The sequence below is a fragment of the Thalassospira marina genome, assembly GCF_002844375.1.
In the GTDB taxonomy this organism is placed as follows: Bacteria; Pseudomonadota; Alphaproteobacteria; order Rhodospirillales; family Thalassospiraceae; genus Thalassospira; species Thalassospira marina.
This window is the reverse complement of record NZ_CP024200.1, coordinates 185,233-205,712: the sequence shown is the minus strand read 5'-3', so window position 1 is coordinate 205,712 and position 20,480 is coordinate 185,233. Positions and strand designations below refer to the sequence as shown.

The following is a 20,480-nucleotide window of genomic DNA, read 5'->3' as shown; positions in this document are numbered from 1 at the left end:
CAGGCTTATGCAGCCTTGATTACCGGTGCGGCTTCCGGTGCCGTGCTGGTCATGCCTTCGGCCAGTTCCGGCACAAATACCGGTGCGCCATCGGCCGCTGCATCATTCAGCCACAGGCCGGATTCAGCATCAAAGACCAGCGATGTGCCACCCGAAGGTGCCAGTGCGGCAAAGTCAACATAACGGCCATTTTCATCAAGCCAGAGGAATGCACCATCCTGCGGCTGTGCATCCTGGTTTGAACCATTATCGCCACCGTCAGACTGCGGTGCTGCCGTTGCCGGTACGTCACCTGCATCACCCGGTGCCCCTGCAGGCGCACTACCTGCCCCACCATCTGATGCCGACGGACCGGAATTTCCAGCCCCCTGCGATGCCGAACCATTTGCCGGACCCGCTGCAGGCTGATCATTCGCACCCGACGGGGTGTTGACCTGCCCACCAAACGATACGGACGGCGTTCCACCCAATTGCGAGGTCGACGAATGCTGGACCGGTTCAAGAACCGTTGCGCCCTCGATAAATTCGGCAATGGTTGTATTGACCAGCGTGCTGGTGCTTGCCGGAATAATCGGATGCGGCAGCAGCGATTTGGCAAACACGGAATTCTGACCAACAGAAACGGTCGGCTGCAAAATCGCCGTCGTCCGGGTCGGATCTAGTGCTGTCAGCCCCGATGTCGAAGACTGGCTGCCCGAAGATGACGTTTGGTGCGAAGACGTGCTTGTCAGCGGCTGCCAACCAGGGCTGCGTTCATCGACACTGGCAAAATAGGCTGCCTGCGGCTGCAGGATCGGGTCGCCCTGGAAGGCCGGGAATTCCGTTTTCGAGAAACGGGTTTCATCGATGCGGAATTCGCCGTTTTCGATCTGCACCAGGTCAAGCGTCGGGTCAGCAACAATGAAGTTCGGCTGTTCACCACCAAGGATGAAGTCAACCCCGCTGCCTGAATCCAGGGTATCGTGACGGCCGGTGAAGGATTCCGTCGAGCGTGCCATACGCGGCAGGCTGTCATGGTATTCCTTGCCCGCTTCACGCGGAACGAAGCCATAATAAACCTCGCCTTCGTCACCGATCAGGATGTCATCGTCAACACCGCCAAACAGGCTATCTTCAAAGGCACCACCGATCAGCTCGTCATTGCCTTCATTGCCATAAAGGGTGTCGTTGCCGTTATTTTCGGCCAGCAGTTCCTTGGTGTGAATTTCAAGACGATCGGTGGTATCGCGATAGGTTGCGGCACCCTGGTCACCAATGATGGCGTCATTGCCGGCATTGCCTTCCATGTAATCGTCAAACGAACCGCCAATGATAATGTCGTTACCATCATTGCCATAAACGGTGTCGTTGCCACCAACGGCCTGATTGCGGGTTTCAAGCGTGAAGTGGGTTCCAAGTTCCCAATCCTTCTTTTCCGCAATCACATAGATCGGCGAATTGTCGAGCTTGAGCGAACCTGCATCACCAATGATGGCATCATCGCCAGCACCCGCTGTGATCGTATCGCCACCCTGACCACCAAGAACCACGTCATTGCCTGCACCTGCGGAAATGGTATCAGCCCCGCCAATGTTTTCTTCAACGGTTTCAAACAGAACCAGCGTTCCGTCCGCCTTCCGGGTCAATTCGGCCAGGTCGCCAGAAATGTAATCGGCCCCCGTACCGGTGGTGATGACGTCTGCACCGGAACCACCAATCACGACGTTGTTGCCATTACCGGCATCAATCACGTCATCGGCTGCGTCGTCAAGGTCACCATTACGGCCCTTGACGTCGGCACCGCTGCTGCCCTTCGGCACGATAATGCCGAGGTCACCAAGGATGGTATCATCGCCGTTACCACTGGTGATGGTGTCTTTACCGATACCACCAAGAATGAAGTCGATGCCAGCACCTGAACCCGTTTCAATGCTGTCGTCACCGCTTACGGTTTCTTCAACAGTTTCAAAGCTGACAAGGTTGCCTTCGCTATCGCGTTTCAGTTCGGCCAGATCACCGGAAATATAGTTGGTGAAACCTGCACCACTAGTGGAACCCGTGCCGATCTTGATGGTGTCGTTGCCCGAACCACCCAGAACAACCTTGTTACCATCATCAGCGTAAATGTAGTCGCCATTGTTGGTACCGATGCTGCCATTACGAGCAATGACGTCCGGCCCGGCATTACCGACCGGAATGACGATGCCCAGATCGCCAATGATCGTGTCATTACCGTTATAGCCATAGATCGTATCGGCACCGATGCCGCCAAGAATGAAGTCGTCACCCGTCGACGTTCCGGTCGTGATGTTGTCATCACCACCGACGCTTTCGTCAACAGTTTCAAAGCTGACAAGCTTGCCTTCGCTATCGCGTTTCAGCTCGGCCAGATCACCCGAGATATAGTTGGTAAAGCCTGCACCATTGGTCGCACCCGTGCCGATGACAATGGTGTCATTACCCGAACCACCGAGAACAACCTTGTTACCATCATCAGCGTAAATGTGGTCGCCATTGTTGGTACCGATGCTGCCATTACGGGCAATGACGTCCGGCCCGGCATTACCAACCGGAATGACGATGCCCAGATCGCCAATGATCGTGTCGTTACCGTTATAGCCATAGATCGTATCGGCACCGATGCCGCCAAGAATGAAATCATCGCCCGTAGACGTTCCTGTCGTGATGGTGTCATCACCACCGACGCTTTCGTCAACAGTTTCAAAGCTGACAAGGTTGCCTTCGCTATCGCGTTTCAGCTCGGCCAGATCACCCGAGATATAGTTGGTGAAGCCTGCACCATTGGTCGCGCCTGTGCCGATGACAATGGTGTCGTTACCCGAACCACCCATAACGACCTTGTTGCCATCGCCTGCGGTGATAGTGTCGTTATTCGATGAACCAAGGTTACCGTTGCGGGCAACCACATCCGGGGTGGCATTGCCAACCGGGATAATCACACCAAGGTCACCAAGGATGATGTCATTGCCGTCACCGGCATTGATGGTGTCGCCGCCTGTACCACCCAGGATCACATCGTTACCGGCACCGGTAACGATGAAGTCATTACCGCCAGATGCTTCTTCTGCGGTTTCAAACTTCAGTACCGGGTCAGCCGCCAGTTCACTTAGCGGATCTTCGGAGCCTTCCGGCAGGGTAAAGACACTACGCGTGACTTCAGCATTGTCACCGGCGACCAGGTTGTTGCCTTCGCCCGCTTCAATGCGGTCATCGCCGCCGCCGCCAATCAGAACGTCATTGCCGGCATTGCCATAAATGGTGTCATTGCCGCCATCGGTGAAGTTACGTGCAACGATATCCGCCGTCGTACCATCAGCCGGGGTGACATAACCCAGATCGCCAAGAATGACATCAAGCCCGTCTTCGCCCGTCAGGGTATCGGCACCTGTACCGCCAAAGATCACGTCATTGCCATCGCGGCCATTGATGGTGTCGTTACCACCAATATTTTCGTTGGTGGTTTCCGCACGGGTAATGCGTGCAACCTTATCGCGCGTAACCGTACCGATATCACCCAGCAGGGTGTCATTGCCTTCACCGCCATCAATGGTGTCGTTACCGCCACCGCCGATGACAATGTCAAAGCCGCTATCAGCATTGATCAGGTCCGCACCGCTATTGGTGCCATCACGGCCGGTAACGGTTGCACCCAGGCCGGTTGACGGTTCGATCTTGCCGTAATCGCCAAGAATAAGGTCCGAACCCGTGCCGCCGGTGATGAAATCACCAAGTACAACAACATTATCACCGCCATTGCTGACGGACAGAGATTCCGTACCTCCGCCGCCAAGCAGCATGTCGGTGCCCGTACCACCGTCAATGACGTCCGAAGAACCCTGCCCTTCATCGACCGTTTCAACAGAAATGACGTTTAGGATGGTACTGGGCTGGCTGCGCAGCAGGCTGATATTATCGCCACCTATGGTATCGCGGCCGTTTTCACCCGAAAGGGTATCAGAGCCAAAACCACCAATCAGGATATCGTCACCGCTACCGCCCTTGATGGTATCAGAACCGGACGCACGATTATCACCCTTGACCAGATACTGACCTGGGGTCGAAGCACCAGCAGCACCCTGAACCAGACCGGTATCACCCAGCAGAATATCGTTGTGATTGCCGCCATTGATGAAGTCGTCGCCGATACCACCGAAGATAATATCTTCGTTGTCGCCGCCCAGCAGTGTATCGGCACCACCGATTGAAGGCGCAACGTCGGTATTGGCATTTACCAGCATGCCATTGACATCAAAGGTAACTGTACCGGTATCACCGAACATGATGTCGTTACCGTCGCCGCCGCTAACATAATCGGCGCCGGCACCGCCAAACATGTAATCGTCACCGTCATCGCCCAACAAGGAGTCATTACCCCCTTCTGACGACGACGAGACGAGAGTCAGGCTGGTTGCGGTCGAGCTGGTTTCGTCACCAAACATACGGTCAGAACCATCGCCACCGCTGAGGTAATCGTCACCTTTTCCGCCAACGATAAGGTCGAGGCCTTTTTCACCATACAGGGTGTCATTGCCATCTTCACCGAAGATATCGTCATTACCCGACCCACCATAAATGGTGTCATTGCCGGTGCCACCATAGATGGTGTCGTTGCCCGTGCCAGCATTGACATAGTCATTCCCGGCGCCCGCGACGATATAATCATCACCGGTATCACCATAAATGCTGTCATTCCCCGAACCGCCATAGACGGTATCGTTGCCTTTGCCTGCACGAATAACAGCGTTACCCGAGCTCATAGTGCCACCGTTAATGCCAACACCATCCAGACGGATGACGTCGTCACCGGAACCGCCATCGAGCACCATACTCGACATGATGCCGCTCAGGATAATTTCGTCATTCCCTGCACCACCGAAGGCAACGATGGACTGCACGTTCGAGAAAGTCTGACTGTGGCCGTTAAACTCGACTTTGATGGTCTCGTTATTGGCATCGCCACTGATATGGGTGATCTTGAAGGATTCATCACCATCTTCGGTGTTACCAACAAGACGGTCACCCGCATGGGTACCGATATTGATGGTCAGCGTACCACCATCATTAAGCGTTGCCAGGACCGGGTCACTTGGTGCGACGAGATCCCAGGTAAAGATGGTTGCCTTGAAGATCGTGATATCAAGTTCAAAGATCGTGATATCCTTGAACAGAAGATGCGCCGTCACATCGGCAATCGCCGCGACACGAATGTAAAGTTCACCGTGAATATCGAACAGATATTCAGGGGAAATTTCCATAAGTCCGAGGAATTCGGACGCACGCAGTTTTCCATCATCGTTCGGGTCGTTGATATCAAACGAAATCGTGGTACCCAGCGCCAGTTTCAGGCCGCCAGATGCCGAGACGATACCCGCGCTAACCTTGACGCTGGCCGAACCGTAGATTTCACCATTGAGAACGACTTCCGGCAGGTCCTTGGCACCATCATGCTGGTCGGTGATATAGAAGCCGTCAAACAGCGAAATCGGATCGCCACTATCAACGAATTCTTCCAGACCTTTGAGGTCATAGCCACCAGCAAGGTCAAAGGTTGCCTTAAGATCGGTACCGATACCGATATCAAGCATCAGAAGCGGCGGATAAAGCGGATACGGCCAGCTCTTGCTGAGGCTGAATTCCAGATCGAATTTTGGCAGGTCGAACTTGAACAGTTCTACAGCATCGGTCTGTCCCACCAGCAGTTTAAGCGGCAAGGTATTATCAGTCAGGATCGGGAACTGGAAGATGTTATGCCAGCTCTCTTTTGTCAGATCATCCAGCAGACCACCGACACCGTATTTGGTTTTCAGATCATCATAGTTACCGAACGCATAATTGCCCGTGATGATTTCGGTCAGGTTGATGCTTTCTACACCATTCTTGTTATGGAGAACCGTGTCACCGTCATAGGTGAAGGTTCCGAAGTCGGCACCAAGAGCGTTGGAGCCTGCATCCTGCTGGAACTTCTTAACCGTATCAATCAGATCGATCAGGTTATCGAGGGTATCGATAAAGGCAAACACGCCCCCGCTGGTCGCGCCAACCGAACGCGCCATATCAAGGATCGACATATTGCCAATCACCTCGGAAATCCCGGGGATAGGCGATGTCAGGAATTCGATCAGCGGACGGATCGGATCGAGCATTGAATCGATCGTTTCAAAGATCGGCATCAAAATATCATTGATGAGCCCGGTCAGGTTCATCGTGACATGACGGAATTCAAGCGAACCATAGTCGGCCACAGCCGCAGTACCGTTGCCGAACTGCTGGTGGAAATCGAAATCAACAAACAGTTCGTGATCGATTTCAGGCAGGCCAACACCCGCCGCCGCACCCGAGGCGGAGCTGTGAATGTTCAGGTCAAGCTGACCTTCGGCATCAATACGCGAATTAAACAAATGGCTGACGCTGCGGACTTCACCAAACGTCAGGCGGCCATCATGGGCACGATCGCCGCTGACGATGTTGTTATCAACGCTATTGCCTTGGTCAGGATTGATGTCAAAAGTGATTTTACCCGAGAAGGCAGAAGCTTCATTGGTGATATCAGAGTTCAGAATACCCTGCTGGCCTTCGGCATCAAGACCGTTAAAGCCCACAGTGAAGTTGACTACCAGTTCGTCGATCGCGCTGGAGTCGACAAAGAAGCCCTGTGAGGCATTCATGCCAAAGTCGAAGTCAAAATCCATACCAATGGCAAGATTGACCGAACCGCTGGAAATATCGATCCCAAGACCCGAAATACCAAGGTCTTCGGCAAGGGCGACGGCCTGATCAAAGAAGTCCCAATGGATATCCGCCGAGAAGCGCACTTCGTCGATATCGGCGTCATAAACGGCGATAACATCAACATCCTTGTTGTGATCCGACCCTTCAACAGCGCCAAGCTGTTTAAGCATGGCTTCAAGGGCAGTTTCAACAACGGTAGTCGTCGGGACGACCAGACCTGGATTGTCATCCTGGAAGTCCTGAATGGCTTCTGCAATCGAGTCAATCAAGCCTTCGTGAAGGTCGGCAAAATATTCGGCCGTAACGCCAAGGGCATCACTGATAAAGGGCAGGTCAAGTTCCAGCAGGCGGCTTTCGATCTGACCTTCAAGCTGGCTAAGGAAATAATCCAGACCGTTTAGCAGCAAGCCCGGATTATTGAGGATGCTGCCCGCATCCAGGCTGTCACCCAGATCAGCGCTGGTGACGGCAACCACTTTGCCATAGCCGAAATAGTCACTGGCTTCAACGCCAACACCCGGGTTGAATTCAACCCCGCCAATGGTCAACGGCAGGTCAGCCTTGACGGCAACATCGGACGTCACATTAGCAATATTTTCAATGTCATTGCTATCAAGTTCATTGAAATACAGGCGGTCGTCATTTGCCGAACCGTTATATTCATCATTCAGCGTCAACTGGAAATGTGCCGGGCCGGAAACACCAAACCCGTCCTGGCCAGCAACAGCACTACCCGCCAAACCACCGAGAGTAACCGATCCACCAGAAACCTTCCCGGTGGTGGCACCGAAGTTGGTATTGAAGGTCAAATTGCTCGCTGAAACAGAAACATCGAAACTTACCGACGTTTTATCGGTGTCGATGAAGAAACGTTCATTATTGCTGTCGGCATAAAGCTTGTTACCTGTCAGAACACCATCAACAACATTGGTCGAGGTTGATGCAATGCCAAGATCTTCCGCAGCGGTCGAACCATTGATCGATTTGATCACCAGCCCCGGCTGGGTGCTGGTTACGGCAACATCGGAAACCTGCAGCGTTGCGCTGCCCCCCAGAAGGTCTGTATCCGCACTAAGTGAAATCTGGTCAGAACCGTTGACCGAAACGCTGATCAGATTACCAAGCGAGGCATAGGACGGCACGGAGCTATCCACGCCATTGACACCTTCGGTGCTCATGAACGCTTTACCAAGGGCGCTTTGCAGGGCTGCTTCAAAGGCGTCGTTGGTGGTGCGGTTTGCATCGGCATCGAGATGGATGGTTACCGAAGCAGCACCATTAACCGAAATGGCAAATTCAAATGCCGCAGCCGGGTCAAAATCGTTCCCAAGGCTGCCTGTAATGACACTGCTGCTGTCATTGCTGTTAAGGCCAAGATCATCCAGCCCCGAGGAAATAGAGGAAGCATCGGCTGTAGTAAGATCGGTAAAGACAAGGCTGCCATTGGCATCGATGCCAATGGTCAGTTCGGTATTGTCGATACCGGCATCGGTTGCTGCCTGCGTGATCCCGGCAATAATATCGGAAACAGTCGCACCGCTGGTAATCAGCGCATCAAGATCAACTTCAAAGCTTTCGCCATTGGCCAGCTTAATCGACAGGTCGGTTTTATTGGACGCATTGGTGCCAATGCCCTGTCCACCATTGACATTGCCAACTACAGTTGTGCCGGTTGCCGGGGTGCCGTTTTCTGGCTGGGTCAGGCGGAAACCAAGGGTAAGACCAACGGTTGCCGCTGCCGTCACATCGACAAGACCGGTGCCGTTGACGTCAATCACGTCTTCGAGGCCGCCCAAAAGGTCTTTAACCGCCTGGTCGCCTGCCTGTTCGGCAAGATCACCGATGGCAAGATTGAGGGATTCCTTACCACTAAGGCTTGCGGGCGAGTAGTTGATATCAATCAGCAGGGCATCGCCCGAAAGTTTGACATCAATGCCATCGCTGTTGGCATCCATTCCAAAGGCGGTTTTGAGCGCGGACTCAAGATCACCCAAGCCAGAAGCAGGATTGTCCTGGAATGCCAGAAGCTTTGATTTAATATCGGCTGCGAAATCAAGGAGATCGGTTGCGCTCATGCCAAGAAGCGGGAGGTCCTTGGCAAGGTCCGAACCGGCATATTTGCCGCTGATATATTCAAGCGCGTTCTGCAGACCCGCCAGGATATTATCAACATTAAGATCAGCAAGGGCAGCAATGCTTTCATCAGCCAACCCGCCAAGATCAACTGTTGGCGTCAGGTTCTGGATATCACTGATGGAATCAAGCTGATCCATCGTGATCGAGATCGTACCGACATTAACGTTGTCCAGAACGTCACCAGATACATCAACATTGGTCAGCGACAACTGCGCATAGGGCTGATCACCATTACCTGAACTGAAATGCACATCGGCAATGGAATCAATGGTCGTGTTATCACCATAAGCCGCGACGAGGACATCGCGTGCTGTTGTGGCGTGGGTGTTAGATGTGCCGTAATCGGTGTAGGTGTTGTCAACCGACACAACAGCATTGAGAGAAACCGAACCCGTGCCATCGGCTGTAAAGTCGATCAGGCCGACGCGACCAGTCGCATCAAGGTTCGTGATCGCCATATCAATATGAACAGCCGCGTTCATATCCTGAATGCCGAGATGATTGGCATAGCTGTCGCCATGCAGGGCGCTACTGGTGATACGCGAAATGGATTCAGACGAATTTGCCTGATTGGACCCCTCGATACCCAGATTGAGGCCAACCAGGGAATCATTGATTGACGTCACCGTCAGATCAACCGCATCCAGACGCAGGGTAGAGTTCAGCAAATTGCGTTCGCTGATCTTCTTGGTATCTGAATTGATCACATTGGTCATAGTCGTTGCAACTTCGAGAACGTCTTTTCCGTCCTCGGAACCAACGGTGACATGAACAATGTCGCTGTAATGTTTAGATTCAACACCGAGTTCATCAGACGGAACATCGATGGATTGCAATGCCGCGTTCACGGCATCCGCAAAACCCTGTGCTGTCGTACGGCCCGCATCCGCCGCAATATTGACGATGACAGGTGCGAATTTACCAACCTTCAGAATAAACGCAGTTGCCGCGGTGAAGTCGGCATCATCGGCAATATTGCCGGTCAGAACTGCCGAAGGTGATGAATCGGTGGTATCTGTATAGGCATTCTTACCAAGATTCAGACCCAAATCACCGGCGTTGTCGCTGGTGCTGGCCGAGGAGTCTTCAAAGGTGATGCGGAATGTATCTGTATCCAGCGTAACATGCAGATCATTGCTAAGGGCATCGAGATGCGAAACCAGCTCGGCAACAGTCCAGGTCGGATCGACGTCAATTTTAAGCTGTGAGCCATCACGCAGCGTAATCTGAAGATCATCCTGGCCATCTTCGGCCGTAATAATGCCATTCCCGTCAAAAAGCTCGGAAAGGGCTGGTGTCGTGCTGCTCCAGTCGACGCTGCTGCCAAGGGCGTGCATGTCAAAAAGCAGGGTCGCCGAAATACCCAGTGCCGATTTAACAGTAATGTCGCCAGTACCCGTCAGGCTATCAAGACTGCCAAGTGCACTGCCAGCATCAAAATTGACATCGCCGCTATAGGTTTGACTATCGGCATAGGCAATATCCATCGCAATCGAACCATCGATAAAACGAAGGTTGAGCGCGTCAATCATCTGCGATGCGGTGCCGGTAAAGCCCAGCAGCTCGCCCGCCTGCTCGGAAAACTCGACAATATTGCTAAAGGAAGTTTTGCCCGCAAGGCTACCGATTTCAAGGGTTGCTGCAGTATTGTCATCATTTTTGGTGGCGACAAAAACCAGCTTGCCATCACGCTGGGTAACGCTGACGCGGTCTTTGACCGACGAGGTTGCAAGTGCTGCACTAACAGCGGTAACAAGATCACCGATACTGTCGATCGGCTGCTCGTCACCCTTCACATCCGGGTCCGGGTCAACATTAAGGATGTTGAGATTCACTTCCTGACCATCAAGCGTCAGAACAAAAGTCAGGCCACTATCGGGGAACGGATGTTCGCCAAAATCAATAACGTCACTTTCAAGCTCGACACTGGAATTAGCATCGCTCGCGGTTGCGCTCTGGTTTTCATCAAAACCGATCACGCCTACTTCGGAGCTGAGCTGATCGATTATGTGCTGCATTTTCGCAGCAAGATCGACAGCTTCGCCAATAGTCAGACCATCGGTAAAGGGCAGGCTGGCATCAAGCACATCGCCCTGATCGATACTGTCGACAACATTGACGAAGTTATTGAGGATCGAGAGAAAATCACGCGCATCAAAATTCGACAGAAGCTGCAGTTCCGAATTCATCGAAACATTGACTTCTTCGCTAAGCCCCACAGCGTGGCCCGTCACGGTAATGTCTGGCGAATTACCAACATCAATTCCCGAAATACCGGCAGCGTCACTCTGCAGGGTCAATGGCAGGCTGGCGAGCACGGTATTGGCATCACCGTTATTGGCAGCACTGACCGTTACATAGCTGTTCAGGTTAGAAATTGACGAAAGCTGCGATGTTGACAGGTTATCAAGTTTGCCATTGTCAGCAACGTTCAGCTTAACCGAATAGTGGATACCGCCATCGTCCGAATTATTTGCCGTACCGCCCACCGTAAAAGGAATAACACCCAACGTCAGGGTGTGACCGGTAAGGTCCTGATCAACTGTGCTTTGCAGGCTCAGGGCATCAAGGCTGAAGGAAACGGCCGAAGCCTCATCAACATTCGGATCAATTTTGATGGTGAAGTTAATATCGAAGGTCAGCTTCATTTCGCCATTGGTATCAAGCGAAATGTTATAATCATGCGTCGGATCATCTGCTCCGATGCTGAATTCGCGGTCAATCGACTGGGACATGGAAACAGTATAAACTTCGACGCCATCCACAGTGCTGTGATTAACGGTCAGCGAGCTGTCATCAGCGGAGTAATAACCTGAATCCTGGAAGAATGTCTGCCAGTCAGTTTCGAGATTGCTGAGGCCGTCACCGTTGTTGTCAGTGATGGTCGAAATGATGTTCTGAAGGGGATCAATCAGATTCTGATGAAAGATATCACTGATATCAGCAATGGCCCCGGCACCCGATGAATCATCCGTGCCCACCACCATCGGCAGCGGGTCGGCAAACAGGTCATGCCCCTCAAGATTATCGAGCAGGTTTTCGACCTGGGTCAGCGCAGCGCTGATGTCATCAGCATATTTTGTTTCGAGCGGATCAGCCGACAGCAGGATGCGCGGCTCAATCGGTTCTACATGCAAGCGCCGCGTGGTGCGAATGGGTGCGGCCAGCATTGCTGCGTGGCTGACCTTTGCATCACGGTCGTGTTTACGCTTGTTCGAAACCCATTTCCGGATTGTCCGCATCGAATGAAGCCTTTTCTCGAATGTCACTGAGACCCCCAGGTCCGCACCCCAATGCGGACACAACTATACCATAGTGGTACATCCGTAAATTTTATACAACAAACAGCCAGTGAACTGGACTCAGAAAATCTGACAAATACTGACAGCCAAATCTGATATTTGGTGCAGAGCGCTGTCCCTGCCGGAATTCCGGAAAAATGGCTTAACCTGCTGAGGTAAATACATAAAAAACGCTTCCAATTTTTAAGGAAACGGATTTTACCCAGCCTTAGCAGCAATGATAGACCCGCCCATTTTTGATATCATTACGTATAAATAAAATCATATACTACCCTATCCACCCGGATCGATTTTGGTGAAATTTCAGGCCCGGAAAAAGCAACCCATAATTGCAGCCCGCCCTGCCCGACCTTAAACCTTTCAGACAAAAGGATAATTTATACAGGGAATCCGGGGCGTTTTGCTGCGCTGCAGCTTTGCACGCGCGAAAAACAAAAAAAACGGGCCATCAAATGACGGCCCGTTTCCGGTAAAATATGGCGCGAATGCGCGAAAGGCAGGGTCAGTCGCGAACGACAAGCACCGAACAGGTGGCATGGCGCACAACACGCGCGGCATTCGGCCCCAAAAGGTAATCTTTAAGTTCCGGACGATGCGCACCCATCACGATCAGGTCACAGTTGGTTTTCTGGGCGATCTGCAGGATCACCTCGTAAACCGTGCCCTGGCCAACAATGTGCTGCACCTTGATTTCTGCCGGAACATTGGCAGCAACAAATTCGTGCAGGCGCTCGTTATAGGCTTCCAGAACCTTCTTTTCATATCCCTTGGGGAAGAACTGCCCGACCATGGACATGCCCACCGTCGGAACGACGGTCAGCACATGCAGGCGGGCACCTTCATTGCGGGCCTCGCGGACCGCAGCAGGCAAGGCCTTTTTCCATGATGAATCATGGTCAAGGTCGATGGTAACAAGGATATCCTTATACATCTTCGCCCCTCCTTATGCGCTTGCGGTGCTGCGATGGCGGCGACGCTGCAGGAAGATGATCAAGCCCAGCAGCAAAAATGCCGGCGCAAAGAACACTTCCTTGGGCATACGTTCGGCCTCAAGTTTGATCGCGGTGATTTCAAAGTCGAAATCAAGACCAACCTTTTCGGCAGGACCACCAAACACAACATCATCAATGAAAACGTGGCCATCTTCATTACGAACGGCAATACCGGCATTCAGCAGGCGATCTTCGCCTGATGCCTGCGGACCCAGCGGCAACATCACCGACTTTTTCACGTCTTCGCCTTCAATGCTGGTGCCCTGCACATCAATGCGCAGGTTGGCATTATCAGGCAGGTCAGCAACCTGCGAAACGATTTCGGTCGGTTTGACGTTTTCAAAGGGCGGCTCGATCAGATCCAGCCAGAAACCCGGGCGGAACAGCGTGAAGGCAACCAGCAGCAATGCTGCACTTTCCCACAGGCGCGAACGGGTAAAGAAATACCCCATCGTTGCCGCAGCAAAGACAAGCATGGCTATTATCGCCACCGCAATCACCCAGACCGCCTCGAACACATGGTCAATACCAATCATCAGAAGCTGGGTATTAAACAGGAACAGGAACGGCAGCACCGCCGTACGCATGCTGTAGAAGAATGCGACAAAGCCGGTTTTCATCGGATCAGCGCCCGATATGGCCGCCGCCGCAAAGGATGCCAGCCCCACCGGTGGTGTTACATCGGCCATGATGCCAAAATAGAACACAAACAGGTGAACCGCGATCAGCGGCACGATCAAACCGTTTTGCGCGCCCAGTTCCACAATGACCGGGGCCATCAGGCTGGAAACCACAATATAGTTTGCCGTGGTCGGCAGGCCCATGCCCAGGATCAGACTGATAAACGCCGTCATCACCAAAATCAGCATCAGGTTACCCCCTGAGATGATTTCGACGAATTCGACCATCACCTGACCGATACCGGTAAGCGAAACCGTCCCGACGACGATGCCAGCCGCCGCCGTAGCAACACCAATACCGATCATATTGCGGGCACCGGTGGCAAAGCCGTCAATCACATCGGCAAAGCCAACGCGAAACAGCGCCATATAATCGGGCTGCTTGCGGAAGAAGGCCTTGACCGGCTTTTGCGTCAGCATGATGAAAATCATCAGAACTGTTGCCCAGAAGGCAGACAGCCCCGGTGATTTCAGCTCGATCATCAGGAACCAGACCAGAACAACCACCGGCAGCAGATAATGCAAGCCGGCCTTTGCCGTTTCACCCAAAGCAGGCAATTCAACAACAGGCTGGTTGGGGTCATCCATTTCAAGATCGGGATATTTCGAGGCGTAATAAAGGCCCGCGAAATAGATCAGCGCGCATTCGACCGCAACGATCCAGCCAACAGCAGATCCAAACAGCTGCTGCTGTGCTTCAAGGGCGTAATAAACAACCCCGGAAAGGATCACCAGCGAGCACAGGAAGATCATCGAACGCAGAAGCGTCTGCTTGAGGTTCGGTGCCTCGCGGCGGGGCAGGCCCTGCATGTTCGCCTTGAGCGCTTCCAGATGCACGATATAGATCAGCGCAAGATAGGAAATGGTTGCAGGCAGGAAGGCATGCTTGATGACTTCGGGATAGGGAATACCAACATATTCCACCATCAGGAAGGCCGCAGCCCCCATCACCGGCGGCATGATCTGACCATTGACCGAGGATGCCACCTCGACCGCGCCAGCCTTTTCACCCGAGAAACCGACACGCTTCATCAGCGGGATGGTGAAGGTCCCCGTCGTCACCACGTTGGCAATCGAGGAGCCGGAAATAAGGCCGGTCATTGCCGAGGACAACACCGCAGCCTTTGCCGGGCCACCGCGCATATGCCCAAGGGCCGCAAATGCAACCTTGATGAAATAGTTGCCAGCGCCGGCCTTATCAAGCAGCGAGCCAAACAGCACGAACAGGAACACAAAGCTGGTTGAAACGCCCAGCGCGATCCCGAACACACCTTCGGTCGTCAGCCACTGGTGCGACATTGCCTTGGCAAAGCTGGCACCGCGCCATTGCAGAACGTCGGGAACCCAGGCTGCATTACCAAAAAAGACATAGGCCAGAAACACCAGAGCCACGCACATCAGGGGCGGGCCAAGGGCACGGCGGGTTGCCTCGAGCAACATGACCAAACCCACACCTGCCACGACCAGATCCATCGTGGTCGGCAGGCCCGGACGGCCCGAAAGCTCGACATAGGCGATATAAATGTAAGCGGCACAATAGGCACCCACCAGCGCCAGGACCCAGTCCGTAATCGGGATATAGGTGCGCGGCGAGCTTTTGAAGGCCGGATAGGCCATGAAAGCCAGAAAAACGGCAAAAGCCAGATGGATGGAACGAGCTTCGGTCGAGTTAAAGACGCCCGCATGAAAAATATAGGGCAAGGGTGATGCCAGCCAAAGCTGGAACAGCGACCACGCCACTGCCACATAAAGAAGGATTTTGGCAGTGATGCCACTGGGTTGGCGCGCACCGGTATCGGTTTCGGCAATCAGGTCCTGCAGGTCCTGATCCTTTCCGTCAGTCGCGCTTTGGTCGTTTGTCATGCTTATTTCCCCGGTCAAAACGGCAGGGCCGTTTCAGTTTCACCCAGAACCTGATTGATCCCTGCCAGGAAGGGCCAGGGATCATCTGCGGACACATTATTGATTTCGTTGGATTTTAATGCCCGCGCAGGACAGGAAAGACAGGCAAAACGGGAGGCATCGCTGCCTCCCGTTTCAAAGCGACCTTACATCAGGCCTGCTTCTTTGTAGTATTTAACCGCGCCGTCATGCAGCGGAGCAGACAGACCGTCTTTGATCATTTCTTCTTTTTTCAGATTTGCAAAAGCCGGGTGCAGCTTTTTGAAATCGTCGAAGTTTTCGAAGACAGCCTTAACAACATTATAAACAATGTCGTCTTCGGTTTTGGTCGAGGACACGAAGGTCGCACCAACACCAAAGGTTTTCACATCGTCCGGGTTACCGCGATACATGCCGCCCGGGATGGTGGCGATACGGTAATAGGGGTTGTCAGCAACCAGTTTGTCGATTTCCGGGCCGGAAACGTCAACCAGAACCGAATCACAGGCAGTGGTTGCTTCCTGGATCGAACCGGCCGGGTGGCCAACGGTATAGATCATGGCGTCGATCTTGTTATCGCAAAGAGCCTGCGACTGTTCGGCCGGCTTCAGTTCGGAAGCAAGCGCGAAGTCATCAACGGACCAGCCTTTGGCGGCCATGACAACATCCATGGTGTCGCGCTGACCGGAACCCGGGTTACCGATATTGACGCGTTTGCCTTTCAGATCATCAAAGGTTTTGATGCCGGAATCAGCACGGGCAACAACGGTGAACGGCTCGGGATGGATCGAGAAAACAGCGCGCAGTTCCTTGAACGGACCCTGTTCTTCGAATTTGCCGGTACCGTTATAGGCATAGTACTGGATGTCGGACTGGGCAACGCCCATATCGAGTTCGCCAGCGCGGATGGTGTTGACGTTGTAGACCGAACCACCGGTGGATTCGACAGAACAACGAATACCATGGTCCTTGCGGCCCTTATTGACCAGACGGCAGATTGCACCACCCGTCGGGTAGTACACGCCGGTCACACCACCGGTGCCGATGGTAATGAATTTCTGCTCAGCAGCCGAAGCCTGGCCCGAGAACATCGAGACACCAGCCAAGGCCACAACAGCACTTGCAATAGCAACAAGCTTTTTCATCAGGATTGTCTCCCTTAACACCCTGTTGGAATTATTCAACTGCGCCAAAGGCAGCAGAAGAAATTCGATGGAACTGCCACCATCACTGATAGCAGCCCCGATTTCGGGGACTATATTTAAAGCTGTGGGATTATGAACCCAACAGCTTGGGAAGTGGCCCCTAAACACTCCCTGACTGTGAAGCAGGTCACACTTTTCTCAATTTTTTTGGGCTCACCAGTCCGGACTAAGCAACTTTCGCGCTAGTTCGGCGTTAGCAACCTTTCGTCCCAGCATCAAAACGCCCTTTTTCGCCTGATCGATCAGGGCGGCATTTCCTGGCGCGGATGTGCCATCTATCAACTGGGTATTGTTTTCAAATCCGATCCGGGCATGACCGCCAAGGGCAATGGCCGCCATTGCACAGGCATTTTCAAATTGGCCAAAGGCACACATCATCCAGTTTGAAACCAGCGCTGGCTGGTTTCGAACCACGGGAGTTGCCAGAAAATCCAGCAAATCCACCGGGCTGGATTTTTGCCCAACCGTGTAACGCCCCAGCACATATAACAGTGGAAAGCCCGTACCCGGGATTACACCGCGACCAACAAGGTCGGCATAACGGGTTATATCTTCGGGCGCATAAAGAATAAATTGCGGGCGAATGCCTGCTTCGCGCATGAAGGCGCAAAAGGCGGCGAATTCCTTTTCGTCGCAACCTTCAGGGGCAACCTCGCGAATGGCAAGGGATACGGCTTCTGGCACGAGGTCGCGCACCATCGCCATTTGGGCTGCGGCATCGTAAATGCCCACCGCCTCGCTTGTAACCTGGATCAGCAGGTCATCGCCAACCGCGGCACGAATTTCGGCAATGGCTTCGCGGTAACGACCGGTATCGAGGCTGTGGCCCCCGGCATCATCGCGCACATGCAAATGAATGACCGATGCCCCAGCCGCCAGGCAATCGCGGGCCTCGCGCGCAAGTTCGGCCGGTGTGATGGGCAGGTTCGGGTAATCGGCCGGCATTTTACGCGCACCATTGGGTGCAACCGCCAGAATGGCTGGTATTTCGGAATACAGGGTCATGCCAGCCCCTCGGCGGCAAAAACCTGATCAACGGTTTTGGCAAACAGCGACACAATATCGCCGATCTGTTCGTCACTCACAATATAAGGAGGGGCAAACAGCACATGATCGCCCAGCTGACCATCAATCGTGCCTCCCATGGGATAGCACATCAGCCCGTTGGCAAAGGCTGTTTTCTTGATTTTGGCGTTGATCTTGCGTGCGGGATCAAACGGTTCCTTTGTGGCGCGATCGGCAACAAATTCAACGCCACGGAACAGGCCGCGCCCGCGAATGTCACCAATATAGGGGTGGTTGGCAAATTGCGCGGTCAGGGCATTTTGCAGGTTTTCGCCCTGGATATTCACATTTGCCAAAAGGTCGCGATCCCGAATGGCGCGCTGGGTGGCAAGGGCAGCGGCACAGGCGGTTGCATGGCCCTGATAGGTATGGCCGTGCTGGAAAAAACCACTGCCGCTGGCAATGGCGCGGTCAATTTTACCCGAAACCAGAACCGCGCCAATCGGCTGATAACCAGCCCCCAGGCCCTTGGCAATCGTTTGCAGATCGCCTGAAATGCCTTCCTGCTCGATCGCGTGAAGCGTACCTGTGCGGCCCATGCCACACATGACTTCATCAAGGATCAGCAGCACACCGTAACGGTCACAAATTTCGCGAATACGTTTGAAATAACCCGGCACGGCTGCAACCGCACCCGATGTTGCCCCGACAACCGGTTCGGCAACAAAGGCAGCAACCCGGCCCGTGCCCAGGGTCAAAATGGCTTCTTCAAGTTCGTTGGCAACGCGCAGGCCATATTGCTCGGCGGTTTCATTGGCCTGCTGGTCACGATAGGCATAACAGGGTGAAACGTGGCTGGCATCGATCAACAGGGGTTCAAACTGCCGGCGGCGCCACATATTGCCCCCCACGGATAACGCGCCAAGCGTATTGCCATGGTAGCTTTGGCGGCGCGCGATCACAAACTTGCGGTCAGGTTCGCCAAGTTCAAGGAAATATTGCCGTGCCATTTTAAGGGCGGCTTCAACGGCCTCGGACCCGCCAGAAACGAAATAGACCTTTTCCATCCCGGCCGGGGCATGGGCAATCAGGTCATCGGCAAGCTCTTCCATCGGGTCGGATGAAAAGAAACCGGAATGCGCATAGGCAAGCTTGCCAACCTGTTCAATGATCGCAGCCCTTACATCCGGGTCGGAATGCCCAAGGCAGGAAACAGCCGCCCCGCCCGAGGCATCAAGATAACGTTTGCCGTTCGCATCAATAATATAGATGCCATCGCCTGCCACCGCGCGCGGGGGTTGGACCAGACTGTTTCGATGTAAAACATGTGAGCTCATGATCGCGTATTCCGTTTGGGACCGGAGTCCTGCCAGTAAGTGTCAAAAACCGAAAGCTGCTTTTCTGCCACGGCAATTTGTTGCAGGGCGGTTTCGCCGCCCCGCGCAACAAGAAGCGTCACCAGCGCCTGCATTACAGACACGGCGGCAGTAAAACTTTGAAAAAAGGATGGTGAAGCATCCGAAATGACCAGATTGACGCTGGCATGACGCGCCAGCGGGGAAACATCGGAATCTGTTACGCTGATCACCGCTGATTTTTGCGCCAGTGCGTAATCAACCATCTGCAGGGTGTCGTTGGTATAGGGGCTAAGGCACACGGCCAGCATCACATCGCGCCGGCCCATGCCGCGCAACTGGTCGCCAAATGTACCTGCCGCACCATCCACCAGTGTCAAATTGTCGCCAAACAGGCGATAGGCATAGGCAAACTGAAACGCCGCCGGAAAAGCCCCACGCCGACCCAGCACAAAAACCCGCCGGGCATTTTCGATCAGCGTGCAGGCATTGATCAGCGCGGACCGCATTTCCGGGCCATAGGACCGCACCAGATTGCCATGTTCCTGATGCAGGATTTCATCGATCAGGGTGTTTTCACTGCTGCTGACGGTATCGCCCAAATTCATTGCCATTTCGCCAGCAACACCGCGATGCTGCAATTGTCGGGCACGCCCGGCATAACTGGCAGGCATGTCGCGCAGCCGGTTTTGGTAACCCAGCCGGAATTCCTGATAACTTTCAATGCCAATGGTTTTCATCAGCCGGACAATGGTGCTGGGCGGTACATCGGCCGAAACAGCAAGGGCACGCATCGATTTCAGGGCGACATCATCGGGATGATCGAGCATATAACGCGCGGCCCGCTGCAATTGCGGACTCATCGCGCCATATTCGGCGATCAGTCTTTCCCGGAAATCGGTATAAGCCCCCATCTGGTGCCCTGGCCTCCCTGTTGGTGATGAAAATTACGCCACATAACGCAACCCGAAACAACAAATGTTTCATAATCCCAATTATTGAAACATTTGTTTCTATTTTTGTTTCATATTTCGGCTATTGGCAGAAAATTTTTGTTATTTTTTTCAATTCTCTATCAGCACTTGACGGACAAAACATCACGCAAAAAAGCTAACGTAAATGTTTCATCCTGTTCCACATCAATCCCGCAAAAATTGTAGTTTGGAACGAATCGATTATCGGGTTTATGCCTCCC

The 20,480-nt window shown here is 53.4% G+C and carries 7 protein-coding genes; all 7 read right to left on the bottom strand.

Annotated elements, in window-relative coordinates:
- Positions 1 to 5: 5 nt before the first annotated feature.
- The 7 genes from CSC3H3_RS21280 to CSC3H3_RS21250 all read right to left on the bottom strand — a co-directional run bounded on the left by CSC3H3_RS21280 (position 6) and on the right by CSC3H3_RS21250 (position 20,199).
- The gene (locus CSC3H3_RS21280) at positions 6 to 12,107 is read right to left on the bottom strand and encodes an LEPR-XLL domain-containing protein (RefSeq protein WP_101286450.1); all 12,102 of its coding nucleotides are present in this window, start codon (positions 12,105 to 12,107) and stop codon (positions 6 to 8) included.
- Positions 12,108 to 12,669: 562 nt separating this feature from the next.
- Positions 12,670 to 13,098: a universal stress protein gene (locus tag CSC3H3_RS21275; RefSeq protein ID WP_101269174.1), complete on the bottom strand. Its 429-nt coding sequence runs from the start codon at positions 13,096 to 13,098 to the stop codon at positions 12,670 to 12,672.
- Positions 13,099 to 13,110: 12 nt separating this feature from the next.
- The gene (locus CSC3H3_RS21270) at positions 13,111 to 15,702 is read right to left on the bottom strand and encodes a TRAP transporter permease (RefSeq protein ID WP_101286449.1); all 2,592 of its coding nucleotides are present in this window, start codon (positions 15,700 to 15,702) and stop codon (positions 13,111 to 13,113) included.
- A gap of 185 nt (positions 15,703 to 15,887) precedes the next feature.
- Positions 15,888 to 16,865, bottom strand: a complete 978-nt coding sequence (locus CSC3H3_RS21265; protein ID WP_101269170.1) for a TAXI family TRAP transporter solute-binding subunit — start codon at positions 16,863 to 16,865, stop codon at positions 15,888 to 15,890.
- Between the two features lie 213 nt (positions 16,866 to 17,078).
- Positions 17,079 to 17,930: a beta-keto acid cleavage family enzyme gene (locus tag CSC3H3_RS21260; protein ID WP_101286448.1), complete on the bottom strand. Its 852-nt coding sequence runs from the start codon at positions 17,928 to 17,930 to the stop codon at positions 17,079 to 17,081.
- Positions 17,927 to 19,267, bottom strand: a complete 1,341-nt coding sequence (locus tag CSC3H3_RS21255) for an aspartate aminotransferase family protein (protein WP_101286447.1) — start codon at positions 19,265 to 19,267, stop codon at positions 17,927 to 17,929. The genes CSC3H3_RS21260 and CSC3H3_RS21255 overlap by 4 nt, the downstream gene beginning before the upstream one ends.
- On the bottom strand, positions 19,264 to 20,199 hold the full coding sequence (locus tag CSC3H3_RS21250) for a MurR/RpiR family transcriptional regulator (RefSeq protein WP_101269166.1): 936 nt from the start codon (positions 20,197 to 20,199) through the stop codon (positions 19,264 to 19,266). Before CSC3H3_RS21250 ends, CSC3H3_RS21255 begins: the two co-directional genes overlap by 4 nt.
- Positions 20,200 to 20,480: the final 281 nt, after the last annotated feature.